Below are 14,857 nucleotides of genomic sequence, written 5' to 3'. Positions count from 1 at the left end.
TTCTGGTTATTCTGAAAAATACCGGAAAAATTTTTCCGCATTTTCTCATAATTGGAAAAGCGCTATATTTAAATTCAGTTAAATTCAGCCTTGCTGCTAGTGAAGCCTCGCTTGCCAAGGTGTTGAGGAGTAGAGCATAACTATGAACTCTTGGCAAAACTTTCTACTTGTGGATGTATGTCTTCAGTATGGTTTGAGCCAGACGGAACAGGCGATTCTTTTGGCAAAATTTCCTGATGAGAATACTGTAAATGATAATAATCAGGTTGCAGACCAATCATTAGAAAATCCTCTACTTCCTGACTCGGAAGACACTGTGAGGAAGCATATGTGGAATATGTACCACAAGCGATTGTCTCCTCAGCCAGACCGCGAAGGCTTCCCCGATTACAATCAGAGAATTCGAGACAAAGATGCCAAATTTCTAGCTTGGCTTAAACCTAAATATTTAGAATGGTTGAGAACTCAAAACTATAATATTGCTCCTCCCGTTCCTGCTTCCACAGATAACCCATTTATTCCCCTCAATGACATCATCACCGAACAGCATTTATTGTTCGGTCGAGAAAGAGAGATTGCAAGAGTATTTGAAACCCTAAACAGTGGCAGTAGCGTAGCACTTATTGGAGAGAAAAAAATCGGCAAGTCTTCTCTACTCCAAGCTATTTACCAACAGGCACAATATCAGCTGCTCAAACCACGCAAGGCAATTTATCTCAATTTAAGCCTTATTTTTAATGACGAAGACTTTTATGATGAACTCTGCTATCAGGTGGGAATCCCTGTTAGCAAAGGTCGGCAATTAATTCGTGAGTTACAAAAACAGCAATTATTGCTGTTATTAGACGAAGTACAACAAATGACTTGGGATGGTTTTACCAGGGAATTACGCCAACAACTGCGCGGTTTGGCTGACGGACAAGCTAACCCACCTCTGCGCTTGGTGATTGCAGCTAGCGAACACCTGGATGTTTTGTTTCCTGATAGCCGAGATAATCCCTCACCGTTCCAAGGCGTTTGCATTGAAGAACTTATCCAGCCTTGGGACGAAAATATGGTTCGTGGGTTTATTGACAGTCGTTTAGTGAATACTCAGGTTAGTTTTACAGAAGAGGAAATCATTCAACTTACCCAAGAAAGTGGCGGACACCCCCAGCGACTTATGTATTGGTGTCATCGAACCTACTCGCGGTATATCGAGAGGATGAAAACTGAGTTATGAGTCAACACCCACCTGTACCGCGTTTAAATTTAGCGCCTAAATTACGCCGTCCCCTCTCACTGTGGAATCCCTTAGATTATCTACGCCTGTTGTACTGGGTATTTTATTTTCCCCAGGCTTTGCGGTGGTATGTGGATACTTTCGGGGGTGGGTATATCCCTGAAAGTGAAATGAATTGGCGAAAAGGATTAGAGTTGTTGCGTCAAAATCCTATCCAGCGCCAGTTACTTTTCCAAGGGTTAGTTTTAACAGTAGCTACACCAGTGGTTGTAAGCCTAATTTTTGAGACGATAGATGTTCGCGTTGACTGGTTCGGCGTGGTGGTAGGCGTGGCGTTCGGCGTGGTGGTAGGCGTGGCGGGAGGAGTGGCGTTAGGCGTGGCGGGAGGAGTGGCGTTAGGCGTGGCGTTCGGCGTGGCGTTCGGCGTGGTGTTAGGCGTGGCGTTCGGCGTGGTGTTCGGCGTGGCGGTAGGCGTGGCGGTAGGCGTGGCGGTAGGCGTGGCGGTAGGCATGGCGTTCGGCGTGGCGTTAGGCGTGGCGGGAGCCGTGGGGTTCGGCGTGGCGGGAGGAGTGGCGTTAGGCGTGGCGTTCTGCGTGGCGTTCGGCGTGGCGTTAGGCGTGGCGTTAGGCGTGGCGTTAGGCATGGCGTTCGGCGTGGCGGGAGGAGTGGCGGTAGGCGTGGCGTTCGGCGTGGCGGTAGGCGTCGCGGTTATGCGTCCAGAGAATTGGCTAGTTGGCTTACCTTTAAATTTACAAAAAATCCCAAATGGTAGTTTTTTACTTCCCCGTATCACTTCAATTCCCTTACCCAATCTTGATAAGCGCTTGCAGAATTGGCTCCAACAAGATTGGGAAACAGCTTTGCATAATACTAATGAATTGCTAGCTTATACTCTGCAATTTATTCCCGTTGTACAAGCAGTTAATAAAGTACTTGCCAAAATCCCATCAGAGGAAATTATTTGGCACATCTCTCGGCTAGTTGAAGCTCCTTTTGATTGGAACCTAGTACGTTTTGCTTCAGCTTCTCTAGAAGAACAACTAAAATCAGAGGCAGTCAAAGAGTTTTTTATTCTCCCTCGTTCTTGGAAGGGAATGTTGCAAGCTCGTTTGCTTACAGACATCCGCTTAGATACTTCTTCCCGTGCTGCTGCTGCTGGTTTTTGGTATCTACATGAAAAAGAACCAGTGAAAGCAACAGAAGCTTTTGCTGTAGTGCGTTCTCTTCTCTATGGCGAGGAAATGTATACTCTTGCTCAAACTCTTGCAACATTTTACGAAGCTAAAGAACCAGGCTCTATTGCTACTGTACAAGTACCTACTTTTCCGCCAGAACACCTTTTACGTCCAGCTACCTGGAGTACAATTACTAGCCTGCGTCGAGTCGTTGAGGATGTCCAATTTGTTAATCGCAGCGTATCACGTTCCGCTAAATCTTTGGCTCTCAATCGCGCTTTAGGTGAACTCACTAACATCCTCAATCAAGCCAATAATTTGCCGCAAGCCGAACGCGGACTAATTGTAGATATCGCCCAAACCTGGAAAGAAAGCCTGTTACAAATCGCTGGTGAGGTAGGGGAAGTTACCATCACCAAGCCTGTGATTAATCCTTATATAGTAGGCGACCCTGTTCAAGGTAATCTCTTCGTTGGGCGAGAAGATGTCATCAGACAGTTAGAAGAACTTTGGGTGATGGGTCATCAACTCCAGTCTTTAGTTCTCTACGGTCACAGGCGTATGGGTAAAACTTCTATCTTAGTTAACGCCGCTAATTCTCTAGGTTCAGGGATACAGCTAGTTTATGTCAACCTGCTGCGGTTGGGAGATACTCCGCAAGGAGTTGGCGAGGTGCTAATGGCAATTACTGATGAAATTTCGCAAGCTGTAAAAATTCCACCTCCAACTGATGCAGATTTGCTCAACCTCCCCTACCGAACTTTTGAACGTTATTTGAAACAAGTAGAAGCACAATTAGAAGGTGGGTTAATTATTGCTTTGGATGAGTTCGAGAAAATTGAAGAACTAATTGAAGCGGGAAGAATCCCCCAAGATTTTATGGGTTTTCTGCGGGGGTTGGTGCAAATGAGTTCTAAAGTTGCCTTTGCTTTTGCTGGTTTGCACACCTTAGAGGAAATGACAGCAGATTATTTCCAGCCTTTCTTTGCTAGCGTCATCCCCATCCATGTAGGCTTTCAAGAACGTGCAGCTACTAGGCAAATTTTAGCTAACCCAGATGATGACTTCCTCCTCGACTATACGCCGGAAGCGCTAGATGAAATTTATGCTTTAACATCTGGTCAACCTTATTTAGTGCAACTGCTGGGATTCCAGCTAGTGCGCCGCTACAATGATTTTGTGTTTGAGCAAGGGCGCTCCCGCAATCCGGTTTTTACGGTGGAAGATGTGGCAGCAGTTATCAATGATCCTGAGTTTTTTAAGCGCGGACGCTACTATTTTGACGGGGTTTGGGGTCAGGCGATGCGCGGTGCTGAGGGTCAGCAGGCGATAATACAAGTACTTGCACCGCACCCAGAGGGGTTAAGTTTAGATACTTTAGCTGAGTCTACGGCTTTGGCTGGCGAACAGTTACAAGCAGCGCTTGGTATTTTAATGCGTCATGATGTGGTTGCACAGGCTGAGGGACGCTGGCGAATTATTGTAGAACTGTTTCGCCGTTGGGTTTTGCAAAGTCATCCGCTGTTGGGGGAGTAAGGCGGAGGGCAGTGGTTCGACTTCGCTCACCAACCAGGCAGAAGGGGTTAGAATTTTCGTTGATTGATTGTGTAAGAAGTCTCTTGTGAAGAGATGCGGGGACGCGGAGAAGGGGAGAAAGTGTTGCGTGAGGTTTTCCTGATGCAGTTGGCTGTGAATTTGAAGGTAAGTGAGTAAGTATAGTCATTGCGAGCGAAATGAAATGAAGCGATCGCTGAAAGCGTTCCCGCAGGGTAGCAATCTCACCACCATTGCGATTGCTTCGCTTCGCTCGCAATGACAAGTTTTCAACCAGACATAATATCAGCACTTCCTGAATGAGTCTTTGATACTCGTGAGCGAGTCTTTGATACTCGTGGACGAGTCTTTGATACTCGTGAATGAGTCTTTGATACTCGTGAATGAGTCTTTGATACTCATGAGCGAGTCTTTGATACTCGTGAGCGAGTCTTTGATACTCGTGAATGAGTCTTTGATACTCGTGAGCGAGTCTTTAATACTCGCGGACGAGTCTTTGATACTCGTGGACGAGTCTTTGATACTCGTGAATGAGTCTTTGATACTCGCGGACGAGTCTTTAATACTCGCGGACGAGTTTTTGATACTCGTGAATCAGTATAATAGACCAGGCTGTCGGTCACAGCAGTGCTCATACGTGTCAACTTAACGTGAAACCCTTGTTAAAACGTGATTTTGTATTCACTCACCTACCATTACGATCCTCGTCACCCCACCCCAGTTTTGTCTAAAGCCAAAACTTCCCCTCCCCGCAGGCGGAGAGAAGTTGCGTGCGGGGGTTCCCCCCCGTTGAGCAAACTTCGGGGGAGGGGATTAAGGGGAGGGGTAAAACGTATGTGGGATAAGCGTTTGAGCTTAAGTTGACACCAATGAGCAGTGCTGTGCCCCTACGATAGATGTGGTTCAAATGCGTGATAATACTCGTGAAGCAATAATCTTGCGTTCTCCTTCGCGTCTATCGCGAGAAAACAAAGCGCTTGTAAATAAAATTATTAAATCCTCACAAGTTCCTCAAATTTGTTACTTAACCTCTTTCTATAGCCAAAACAAGGGTGACAACTATGGAAACCAAAAGACTGGCAAAATTTCTCCGTTTTTTGCAAGAAGAGTTGGCAATTCCGGCAGAGGGTTTGCAACTGGCGTTGCGACATCCTGAGCAAAATCCTAATTTGTTACCTATGATTCTTTGGCAGTATGGGCTGGTGTCATTAAGCCAGCTAGACGAGATTTTTGATTGGTTAAATGGAGTGTTTTAGCTGAAATTGCTATGACTACACAAAAGCGACTGGCATTCTTAGCAGTGGCGGTGACTGTCCGGGACTGAATAAGGTAATTTGCGCAGTTGTCAGCCATGCGACTCTTAGCTCTGGTTGGCAGGTGGAGGAAATTCCTTATGCTACAAAAGGTCTGTGGAAGTAATGGGAGGCACAGCAGGTCATTTAGCACTGCATTCTGGCATTGCAGAGGGTGCAGATGTAATTTTGATTCCGAAAATTCCCTATACAATTAAGGATACTTCCGAACATCTGGCAGAATTACGCGATCGCAGGGGACGCAGATTTGCAATTTTAGTTGTCGCAGAAGCTGCGCATATTCTAGAAGATTCATCTAAAATATGCATCCTGTGAAAAACTATCCTGTGGTATCGCACAGCGGTTTTGGCTAAAAGTCTGTCACTTGTAGATCCAAATAATTACACGACTTACGCAAGGACTACGATTTTACGTAATTACGAGCGAAGCGAAGTAATCGCAAAGGCTTAGTTTTTCGTCCCGAGTGCGTAAGTCCTAAATTATCTGGTAGAAACAGCGCGATCTGGTATTTATCTTGGGAATACTACTGCTGCATCTGCTCAATTAGCTCATGTTTTGATTTATCAATATTAGCCTTTGGTAATTCTGGAGATGGCGTTACCTCAGGCGGAACAGCATTTAGAGTATTCTCAACAACCCATGCATTGCCTTCAATCCAAGGATTAGCAAAGGTAGTTTCAGCAATCAGTAACACTGAGGCAATCAATAATATCAGTGTTAAAAACACAGTTCTCCACATAAAACTTTTCCCAGTTTGATGAGCAAGGTTTTACTTTCACTCTAAACCAACTGCTAATTAAATAACTCAGTAGACATAAATCAACACAACTTTACAAGTTATTAAAAACTGAGGGCTGAAAGGGGCATAAGCAGGATCAGGGGAAATAACCAATTCTCAAGTAACTTAGGCACAGTCGCTGAGAATATCGCCTGAATTTTGGGAATTAGAGAACAGGCGATCGCACTATTTAAATTAGTAATCATGATATGTACGAACGGTAATTTATTCCATCCCTACAACCTGAATGACTTTGACCACCGTCTCTCATAATACTTTCAAAATTATCCAATAATATATTTTTATATAGGAATTAGCTTTATTTTTGAAAGAATCACCTTTAGCTTGTTCTTTCTTCTTGCCCGTTTCCTAACTCTACAAATAAGTTTACAAATAAAATATAGGACTCGTATTTGATTTTTGTGAAACTAGGTACACTCCACCTGTATTCTTTCTTATTTCCGATTTCCCGTTACCTACAGCTACTTTGTAAGTTCAGGAATCAAATCTGATTATTATATGAACGCTATATGTCAATACGGTTCAGTTAAGGTGATAAGAGTTCTCATCTGTCGAACAAAAACCAAGATTTGGGAGATTCTCCCCCAAACCCCCGATTGGGGGACGGTTGCGTCCCCCAAGCCCCCTCCAAAATAATTGTTCGGTTTTTTGTTTAGTAATTATTTGTGAACTTTGTTGTCAATGAATTTTCTTAACTGAACTGTATTGCGCTATATGTACCTTAAGTTATATGCCAATCGGTAAGTAAATTATTTTAAATTCGATAATTTTCACCTATAAAGCATGAGGATTTTTATCGAATTCAGCCGCCAGCAGGATGAAAATAATTGCAATACTTCTTAGGCTGATACATAGATAATTGCAGCCAGTTTGGAATAACTTATGCCTCTCTACAAACTCGAAGATTTTGAACCTAGCTACCGAGAAATCTTTGGTGGTGATGACGTTAAAGCTTTGGAACTCTACACTGAAGGAGGAGTGAGAGTTGGCTCAGTTGCCGATGCTTTAGTTGATGACGATGGTCGTTTTCGGTATCTAGTAATTGACACAACCTTAGATGGTGGTAATAAGAAAATATTACTACCTATTGGTCTTGCTCATATTAATTATGCCGAAAAGCGTGTATTTGTGGATGGTTTGAGTAAAGAGCAGGTAGCGCGTTTACCTGAATATCACGAAAACATTGTTGTTAATGAAGATTATGAAAACAATGTCCGTAATGTTTATCGTTCACCCAATAGCCAATTGACCTCCGATCAGGGAAGATCTAGCTACCAAGCACCGGAGTTATATGAATTAAATGCGCAAGATCAACAAACTATCAAACTATATGAAGAACGATTAATTGCTCATAAAAATCGGGTTAAAGCCGGAGAAGTCACAGTTGGTAAGCATATTGAAACGGAAACTGCACAAGTTTCAGTACCTCTGCAAAAAGAGCGCGTTGTCATTGAGAGAGTGACTCCAACCACAGAAACTGTAGTAAATTCACAAGAATTACAATTCCAAGAAGGAGAAGTAGCACGCATAGAAGTTTACGAAGAAACACCTGAGATTCGTAAAGAAACGGTTGTGCGCGAAGAAGTCCGAGTTAGAAAAGTAGTAGATAGCGATACTGTTGAAGCACAAGAGACAGTGCGTCGGGAAGAGTTAGATATTAATACTTCAGGTAATTTGGATGTGAACGAAACAAATACACCTAGAGATACAGCTATTTAATTAGCTAGTATCTTAAGGTTGAGGCGATCGCAATCAGCTTAAAACCCAAAATATAAAAATTTTGCAGTTAGCGATCGCTACTTACTGACATATGTGAGTATTAAAGGGGATCTGCTCTCAACAATCATCGCTATAGTACAGGCAGAGTCGATTATTATATCTGCCTGTACTATTAATTTTTTAAACAAAAGTTAACTAAAAAATTAAGAAACAATAACTAAAAAATTAGATTTTAATTGCATAAATCAAATACCAAACTCATATTTATTTAATTTTAAAAAAAATTAAGTACATCTCTACCGCCCTGATTTTCTGTTTCCTAACTACACAATTAATTTTAGGAGTCAAATCGGATTGCTATATATACTTCTTAAGTTAAACATTCATAAATTTAATTCAGTCGTGAGAAAGATGGAAAAAAATTAATAAAATTCTAGTTTAGTTATTAGCAGATGAAAGTAAAAATTTGAGGGAAAAATATAATGGCACTTTACAAACTAGATGATTTTGATCCCAACTATCGCGATACTTTTCAGGGTGAAGACATCAAAGGGCTTGGGGTCTATGCAGAAGGCAGAGATGAAAAGATTGGCTCTGTCAGCGATGTTTTAGTAGATGATGAAGGGCACTTCCGTTATCTAGTTGTTGACTTAGGCTTCTGGATTTTTGGTAAGAAAGTATTGTTACCTATTGGACGTGCTCGAATTGACTATAATACTGATCGCGTTTACGCCATTGGCATGACCAGACAGCAAGCAGAAGATTTACCTGAGTTCAACGAACGCTCAGGAGTCGATTACGACTATGAAGAGCGAGTACGTGGGGTGTATCGCCGTCCTGTAGATGCAACATCTGCTGCTGTGGACACACCAGCAGCCTTGGATACCAACTATCAGCCATTATCAACGCCAAGCACTCCTACTTATAACCGCGATACATACACTTACGACCACGAGCCTTCTTTGTACAACATCAATGAACGTGATAATCAAACTCTGAAATTGTATGAAGAAAGGCTAATTGCTGGGAAGAGACGGCAGAAAGCAGGAGAAGTAGCCATTGGTAAGCGCGTGGAAACTGATACTGCAAGTGTATCAGTACCTTTAGAAAGAGAGCGTGTGGTCATTGAGCGGGTAACACCAACAGATGCTGGTCGTCCTGTTGCTCCTGGCGAAGCTAATTTCCGCGAAGGTGAAGTAGCTCGCGTGGAAATCTATGAAGAAACTCCTGAAATCCGCAAAGAAGCAGTTGTACGTGAAGAAGTCAGAGTTTCAAAAGTTGTAGAGCAAGAAACCTCTGAAGCTCAAGCAACTGTACGTCGTGAAGAATTAGATGTAGATACTACTGGCGGACTGCCAATTGAAGAACGCTAATTAACTGAGTTATTAGCACATAACTAATAACTAGTTAGACATGGTGCAGGTAGAGCTATCAGATAGCTTTGCCTGTACTGAGAATGAATCAGGAATATCAATTCTGAATTTTAGATTTTGCTTTAACTAGAGCCACATAATTGGCAAATAGTTGAACTATTAATATTTTTTCTTTTTTCAGTAAGAGTGGCTAACACTATAGTTTAGCCGAGCCAAAAGTAGTTAATAATTTTTGCCTTATGAATAGCCAAACTGTGGCAAGAAAACCAGAGCTAGCAAATCCAGCAGCAACTATTAATCAACGGGTTAGCAAGCTGCTGGAAAACTTGGGAAGCAAAGTGAGAAATTTTGCTGTATTAGATAAAAAAGGACAACTGGTAGGTGAAGTCCGAGAGCTAGTTTTAGACGCAGGAAATCGGCTAAACTTAGTTATATCTCAACGAGTAAATCAATACAGTTTAGAATTTAGCGGCAAACACTTAACAGATAGATATAAGTTGTTAAAATTGCGCAGCCAGAGAATTCAAAAAATTGATCATGCTACTCAATCAATTTTTGTAGATTTAGAAAAATCTGAAATAGAAAATATGCCTGAAAATTTAGAAGTTAACAAAACAGGTGAACAGATAATATCAGATAGCTCAAGTGAGCAAATAGTTAATAATCAAACTCTAAATGGCAGCCTGGAAACTAAAAATGGTAACCTAGAAGCTACAAATAGAGCAGAGATTAGTGAAGAAAATATTATTAATTTACTAGAAGAACGATTAGTAGTTAATAGTAATAAACGTAAAGTTGGCGATGTAATTGTTCGCAAAGAAATTGAAACTCGGATGGTACAAGTTCCTGTCCGGCGAGAAAAACTGATTGTAGAACAAGTCAGCCCAGAACACAAACAGCTAGCAGAAATAGATTTAGGGCAAGAGACAATCTCTAGTATTAATTTGACTGAAGAAGAAATATCTGAAGTTGCAAACCTTGACAATGGTTTAACTGTCAATGGCTTGTTTACTTCTCCTAAGATTGCTAGCCTACTTTTAAATGCGATCGCTCTTGAAAAGCAACCTGGTTGTCAACAGGTGCGAGTGACAATTGTTGTTGACAATGAGGAGTACCGTCAGAAATACCAAGAGTGGTTTGACCGCTGTTCTCAAGGTCAAGCACCAAAAGCGTAAAAATCAGTTTTTATTTAAGTCAGCTAGTATTAGGGTGAGCATTGCTCATCCTAATTTTTTATTACAGCCTTTTCTATTTATTTGAACTGCATATTTTGTAAGGGCACAACAATAGACCTGCCTTGAAAATAAGGCAGGAGGCAGGAGGAAAAGACATTTTCATTGTTCCTTGTGAGTTGCACTCATGAAGTCTCTTGCATAAGTCGATTTTTTGAATATCGAACCACAGATAAACGCAGATGAACACAGATAAATATCGGTGTTTATCTGTGTTCATCTGTGGTTTTTTTATTCTTATTCAGATTTTTGCAAGAAGTCTAATGTTGTGCCCTACTTTGTGGTTTACAGGACTTACGCAAAATTATGAAAAAACGAACCGCAAAGACAGGTTCGCCGAAGGCGTTCCCGAAGGGTAGGACACAAAGGAAAGAGGGTTTTAGAGGGTTCTTGCGTAAGTCCTAGTTTATTCACCTGAAAATAGTTTGCGGCAATTATTCGTCATCGGCTGTTCTCTTGTGTTTCGATGTATCTACACGCTGTATAGGTGTATGGGGAATTACAGCGTTAGGTTAAAATCGTAAAACTGAGTGAATTAATCAAAGCTATGAAAGTGCTAATTTAGCAATTTGAATTTATCAGCAATAGATAACCACCTGGTTGTTACTTGCCCAAGCAAACCTAGTCATTTCAACAGACAGCAGTTCTTTTGGCTAATTCCAATGAGATTTCGATTGCAGAAACTTTTTCGGAAGCACAAGCCGCATCGGTCCCAGCGAGTTTGCATCAAAGTCAGGGACGGACAATTCCATATTGTGGGCTTAGGTGCTTGGTATTCTTACTGGCGCGACCCTTATCATCTGCTGTTAACAATTCCCTGGACTGGATTTTTGCTGCTAGCTGGTGTTGGGTATATAGCTACTAATGCCATATTTGCTTTAGCTTACTTGGCTGGAGGAAACTGTATTGAAAATGCTCGACCTGGGTCTTTTTTAGATGTCTTCTTTTTTAGCGTACAAACCCTGGCATCCATCGGCTATGGGGCGTTGTATCCTAAAACACTTTACGCCAATATAGTTGTCACTATTGAAGCAATGGCAGGTTTGATGGGAATTGCGGTCACTACAGGACTGGCGTTTGCGCGATTCTCCCGTCCGACTGCGCGGGTGCTTTTTAGCCGCGTCGCTGTAATTACACCCCATGATGGTGAACCAACTCTCATGTTCCGCACCGCCAATCAGCGTCGCAACCTAATTCTGGAAGCACAAATGCGAGTGTACATGATGCGGGATGAAATGACCTTAGAGGGGGATTACATCCGTCGGATCTACGATTTGAAACTGCGCAGGAATCAGTCACCTAGCTTTACATTAACTTGGTTAGCGATGCATACCATCGATGAGTATAGCCCTCTGTTTGGGATGACCGCAGAATCTTTAGTTCAATCAAATACCACTCTTGTTATTTCGGTAAGTGGTATTGATGAAACAGTGGCACAAGTTGTCCATGCTCGTCATACCTATGGTGCTACTCAGATTTTGTGGAATTATCAATTTGTGAATATCATGCACGATACAGAAGATGGAAATCGCTACATTGATTACCAAAGCTTCCACGATGTGTTATCTCTAGATGAAGTGAGTTAAAAGTTAAACAGAAGTTTCAGTGGGTAATGGTTTAACTACAACTCGACCATTTTCAACCACAGTACAATTTTTGACTACACTTTTGCTGTGGTTGTCTGGAACATCTTGGCACTGTTTTTGATGAGAGATGTTTTGCTCCTGTTGTTGATTAAGGGTAACAACACAACACGAGCATGGTGTTGGAGACATATAAATTATTTTGACCTCTATATTAATTATCGCGCTACTAATAGCATTCGGCTAAAAAATTTGCTAGCTTGACACGACGCCGACACCCTAGAAGGGTGTGGCTACACGAACAAAGCCCACCTCCGTGGGCTGAGAAAGATCAGCCTGCAAAGACAAACTTGATTGATGAGTTCACTCATGGGGGAAATCACGTCAGTGTCTACCCTACGGCAAGGCGTCTCAGGGTGTCTACAACAAAGGAAACCCATTCAAATAATACATATCTTCAAGAGCTTCTTAGATTCTGCCCGTAATTCTCCGTAACTCTGCTGTAGTAAACTGCATCTAGAGAGAAAGCCTAGTTGCAACATTTAAAGGCAGTGTGAAAAAAATCCTGATTTTATCAGCAAATCCCAAGAATACGGACAGACTGCGCTTGGATGAAGAAGTACGAGAAATTCAGGCTGGTTTAGAACGTGCCAAGATTCGAGAGCAGTTTGAGATGATTACTAAATGGGCTGTGCGTCCTGAAGATTTGCGGCGGGCGCTTTTAGATCATCAACCGGAGATTGTCCATTTTTCGGGACATGGGGAAGGGGATAAAGGTTTGGTTTTGGAGGATGATAACGGACAGTTGCAACTGGTGAGTACAGAGTCACTGGGCAGACTGTTTAGGTTATTTCAAGACAAGATAGAGTGTGTGCTGTTAAACGCCTGTTATAGTGAGGCGCAAGCTGAAGCGATTCACCAACATATTAATTATGTAGTAGGAATGAATCAGGCGATAGGCGATCGCGCCGCAATTAAATTTGCTGTCGGGTTTTATGATGCACTAGGCGCAGGTAGATCCTACGATGATGCATACGAGTTTGAGCGCATTGCCATTGAATTAGAAAATATCCCTGAATATTCCACCCCAATCCTCAAAAGCCGCAAGCTATCAGTTGCACAACAACCAACACAACCAGAAATCTTACCCTTTCCCCCTTCCCCCTTTCCCCTTCCCGTTCGGCTGAGCGAAGCCGAAGCCCCTTCCCCCAACTCCCAACCCAAACGCATCTTCATCAGCTACAAGCGTAGCGTCACCCCCGATGAACAAGTTGCATCGCAAGTCCATCAAGCGCTTGCTCAACATCACACAGTTTTTATCGACCAAATTATTACAGTAGGTACACGCTGGGCTGAACGCATTGAAGCAGAACTTCACCAAGCCGATTTTCTGATTGTTTTCCTTTCCGAGCATTCTGTCCACAGCGAGATGGTGGAGGCAGAAATTGCTACAGCCAACCGCCTGGCTAAGGAACAAAGCGGAAAACCGATAATTCTCCCCGTGCGGCTGGCGTATCTAGAACCGTTTCAGTATCCTTTGAGTGCTTATCTGGATGGGATTAATTGGGCAATCTGGCGAAATGCGGAGGATACACCGCGCTTGATTGCGGAATTGATGCAGGCGATTTCTGGGGGTGAATTGGCAATTGGGGAGGCGAATAAAGCTGAATTACTTCAGCCACGTCAAGCATCAGCGTTACCTCAGCCTTTTGCTTCCGCACAGCCGATATCCCTGGAAATGCCAGAAGGGACGATGGATGGCGAGTCTCAGTTTTATGTGGAACGCGCTTGTGATGTTCTGGCTTTAAATGCGATTCAGCGTCAAGGTGTCACCATCACCATTAAAGGCCCCCGACAAATGGGCAAGAGTTCTTTGTTAATTCGCACTTGTAACGCGGCGATGAATGCAGGTAAGCGCGTGGCTTTCTTAGATTTTCAATTATTTGATCAATCAGCCTTAACTAATGCTGACTTATTCTTTCGGCAATTTTGCACTTGGCTAACTGATGAAATAGAAATGGCGGATAGAGTTGCTGAATATTGGAATTTGCCTTTGGGTAATAGTCAACGTTGCACCCGCTATATTGGGCGCTATTTGTTAAAAGAATTTGGTCAGCCTTTGGTGTTAGCAATGGATGAAGTTGAGAGGGCTTTTGATACCGAATTCCGTTCCGATTTCTTTGGAATGCTTCGCAGTTGGCACAACAACCGCGCCACTACACCAATATGGAAGCAACTCGATTTAGCGCTGGTGACTTCTACCGAACCCTACCAATTAATTGATAATCTCAACCAATCGCCGTTTAATGTGGGCGAGGTGATTGACTTAGAAGATTTTACCGCCGCACAGGTTGCTGACCTTAATCGCCGTCATAGTTCACTGCTTAACGCTAATGAAGAACAGCAGTTAATGACGTTGCTGAATGGACATCCTTATTTAGTCAGGCTGGCGCTTTATTTAATCGCCAGTCAGCGCCTCACGACTACTGAATTATTTGCCAAAGCTACGGCGGATAATGGCCCCTTTGGTAATCATCTGCGGAACCATTTGTTTCGGCTGCATAGTAAAGCGGAGTTAGTGCCAAGTATGCTTCAGGTAATTCGCCATAATAGCTGCGATGATGAGCGTGTTTTCTTTCGGCTGCGGGGTGCGGGTTTGGTGCGGCGGGAGGGGCGAACAGTGATCCCGCGTTGTCAACTTTACGCCGATTATTTCCGGGAGAACTTGCGTGGGTAAACGGGAAGCCTTGGTAGGGTGCGTTATCACGAAGTGTAACGCACCGAAAATCTCGGACGGTGCGTTAGCTACGGATTTAGATCCCCGACTTCTTGAACTCGACTTTAGCCATTAAAGAGCAACGAAACAAAATGTAAAGAAAATGGAGCC

Annotated in this window: 10 protein-coding genes and 1 pseudogene; 9 read left to right on the top strand and 2 right to left on the bottom strand. The window is 42.9% G+C overall.

The window, feature by feature from the left end:
• Positions 1–142: 142 nt before the first annotated feature.
• From BV375_RS31275 to BV375_RS31250, 4 genes and pseudogenes are all read left to right on the top strand, one after another.
• Positions 143–1,222 carry an AAA family ATPase gene (locus tag BV375_RS31275; RefSeq protein WP_086767777.1) on the top strand — a complete coding sequence of 360 codons (1,080 nt, stop codon included), beginning with the start codon at positions 143–145 and terminating at the stop codon, positions 1,220–1,222.
• A complete protein-coding gene (locus BV375_RS31270) occupies positions 1,219–3,933 on the top strand; it encodes an ATP-binding protein (RefSeq protein ID WP_086767775.1) in 2,715 nt (904 codons plus the stop codon). Before BV375_RS31275 ends, BV375_RS31270 begins: the two co-directional genes overlap by 4 nt.
• Before the next feature lie 1,079 nt (positions 3,934–5,012).
• Positions 5,013–5,207, top strand: coding sequence for a DUF2949 domain-containing protein (locus tag BV375_RS31255; protein ID WP_086767771.1), 195 nt, complete (start codon positions 5,013–5,015; stop codon positions 5,205–5,207).
• A 34-nt stretch (positions 5,208–5,241) separates the two neighbouring features.
• Positions 5,242–5,540: pseudogene (locus BV375_RS31250) on the top strand (6-phosphofructokinase); the annotation flags it as partial.
• Positions 5,541–5,787: 247 nt separating this feature from the next.
• On the opposite strand, the gene BV375_RS31245 reads toward BV375_RS31250, so the two are convergent.
• The gene (locus BV375_RS31245; RefSeq protein WP_086767769.1) at positions 5,788–6,003 is read right to left on the bottom strand and encodes a hypothetical protein; all 216 of its coding nucleotides are present in this window, start codon (positions 6,001–6,003) and stop codon (positions 5,788–5,790) included.
• A 942-nt stretch (positions 6,004–6,945) separates the two neighbouring features.
• Here BV375_RS31245 and BV375_RS31240 point away from each other — a divergent pair.
• The 4 genes from BV375_RS31240 to BV375_RS31225 all read left to right on the top strand — a co-directional run bounded on the left by BV375_RS31240 (position 6,946) and on the right by BV375_RS31225 (position 11,973).
• On the top strand, positions 6,946–7,782 hold the full coding sequence (locus BV375_RS31240) for a DUF2382 domain-containing protein (protein WP_086767767.1): 837 nt from the start codon (positions 6,946–6,948) through the stop codon (positions 7,780–7,782).
• Between the two features lie 482 nt (positions 7,783–8,264).
• Complete coding sequence (locus tag BV375_RS31235; RefSeq protein ID WP_086767765.1) at positions 8,265–9,155, top strand: DUF2382 domain-containing protein; 891 nt, start codon at positions 8,265–8,267, stop codon at positions 9,153–9,155.
• Positions 9,156–9,394: 239 nt separating this feature from the next.
• Positions 9,395–10,330, top strand: coding sequence for a DUF2382 domain-containing protein (locus tag BV375_RS31230; protein WP_086767763.1), 936 nt, complete (start codon positions 9,395–9,397; stop codon positions 10,328–10,330).
• Positions 10,331–11,049: 719 nt separating this feature from the next.
• Positions 11,050–11,973 carry an ion channel gene (locus tag BV375_RS31225; RefSeq protein WP_086767761.1) on the top strand — a complete coding sequence of 308 codons (924 nt, stop codon included), beginning with the start codon at positions 11,050–11,052 and terminating at the stop codon, positions 11,971–11,973.
• A 3-nt stretch (positions 11,974–11,976) separates the two neighbouring features.
• Here the strand turns inward: BV375_RS31225 and BV375_RS31220 are convergent, their stop codons facing one another.
• Positions 11,977–12,162: a hypothetical protein gene (locus BV375_RS31220; protein ID WP_086688960.1), complete on the bottom strand. Its 186-nt coding sequence runs from the start codon at positions 12,160–12,162 to the stop codon at positions 11,977–11,979.
• A 361-nt stretch (positions 12,163–12,523) separates the two neighbouring features.
• Between BV375_RS31220 and BV375_RS31215 the strand changes: the two genes are divergently transcribed.
• The gene (locus BV375_RS31215) at positions 12,524–14,707 is read left to right on the top strand and encodes an AAA-like domain-containing protein (RefSeq protein ID WP_086767759.1); all 2,184 of its coding nucleotides are present in this window, start codon (positions 12,524–12,526) and stop codon (positions 14,705–14,707) included.
• Positions 14,708–14,857 lie beyond the last annotated feature (150 nt).

It is taken from the genome of Nostoc sp. 106C, from assembly GCF_002154725.1.
Lineage (GTDB): Bacteria > Cyanobacteriota > Cyanobacteriia > Cyanobacteriales > Nostocaceae > Aulosira.
This window is presented reverse-complemented; position numbering and strand designations above follow the sequence as displayed.

Coding starts and splice junctions, on each gene's coding strand:
- BV375_RS31230 (WP_086767763.1), top strand. CDS start 9,395: ATGAATAGCCAAACTGTGGCAAGAAAACCAGAGCTAGCAAATCCAGCA.
- BV375_RS31220 (WP_086688960.1), bottom strand. CDS start 12,162: ATGTCTCCAACACCATGCTCGTGTTGTGTTGTTACCCTTAATCAACAA.
- BV375_RS31270 (WP_086767775.1), top strand. CDS start 1,219: ATGAGTCAACACCCACCTGTACCGCGTTTAAATTTAGCGCCTAAATTA.
- BV375_RS31255 (WP_086767771.1), top strand. CDS start 5,013: ATGGAAACCAAAAGACTGGCAAAATTTCTCCGTTTTTTGCAAGAAGAG.
- BV375_RS31235 (WP_086767765.1), top strand. CDS start 8,265: ATGGCACTTTACAAACTAGATGATTTTGATCCCAACTATCGCGATACT.
- BV375_RS31275 (WP_086767777.1), top strand. CDS start 143: ATGAACTCTTGGCAAAACTTTCTACTTGTGGATGTATGTCTTCAGTAT.
- BV375_RS31240 (WP_086767767.1), top strand. CDS start 6,946: ATGCCTCTCTACAAACTCGAAGATTTTGAACCTAGCTACCGAGAAATC.
- BV375_RS31245 (WP_086767769.1), bottom strand. CDS start 6,003: ATGTGGAGAACTGTGTTTTTAACACTGATATTATTGATTGCCTCAGTG.
- BV375_RS31225 (WP_086767761.1), top strand. CDS start 11,050: ATGAGATTTCGATTGCAGAAACTTTTTCGGAAGCACAAGCCGCATCGG.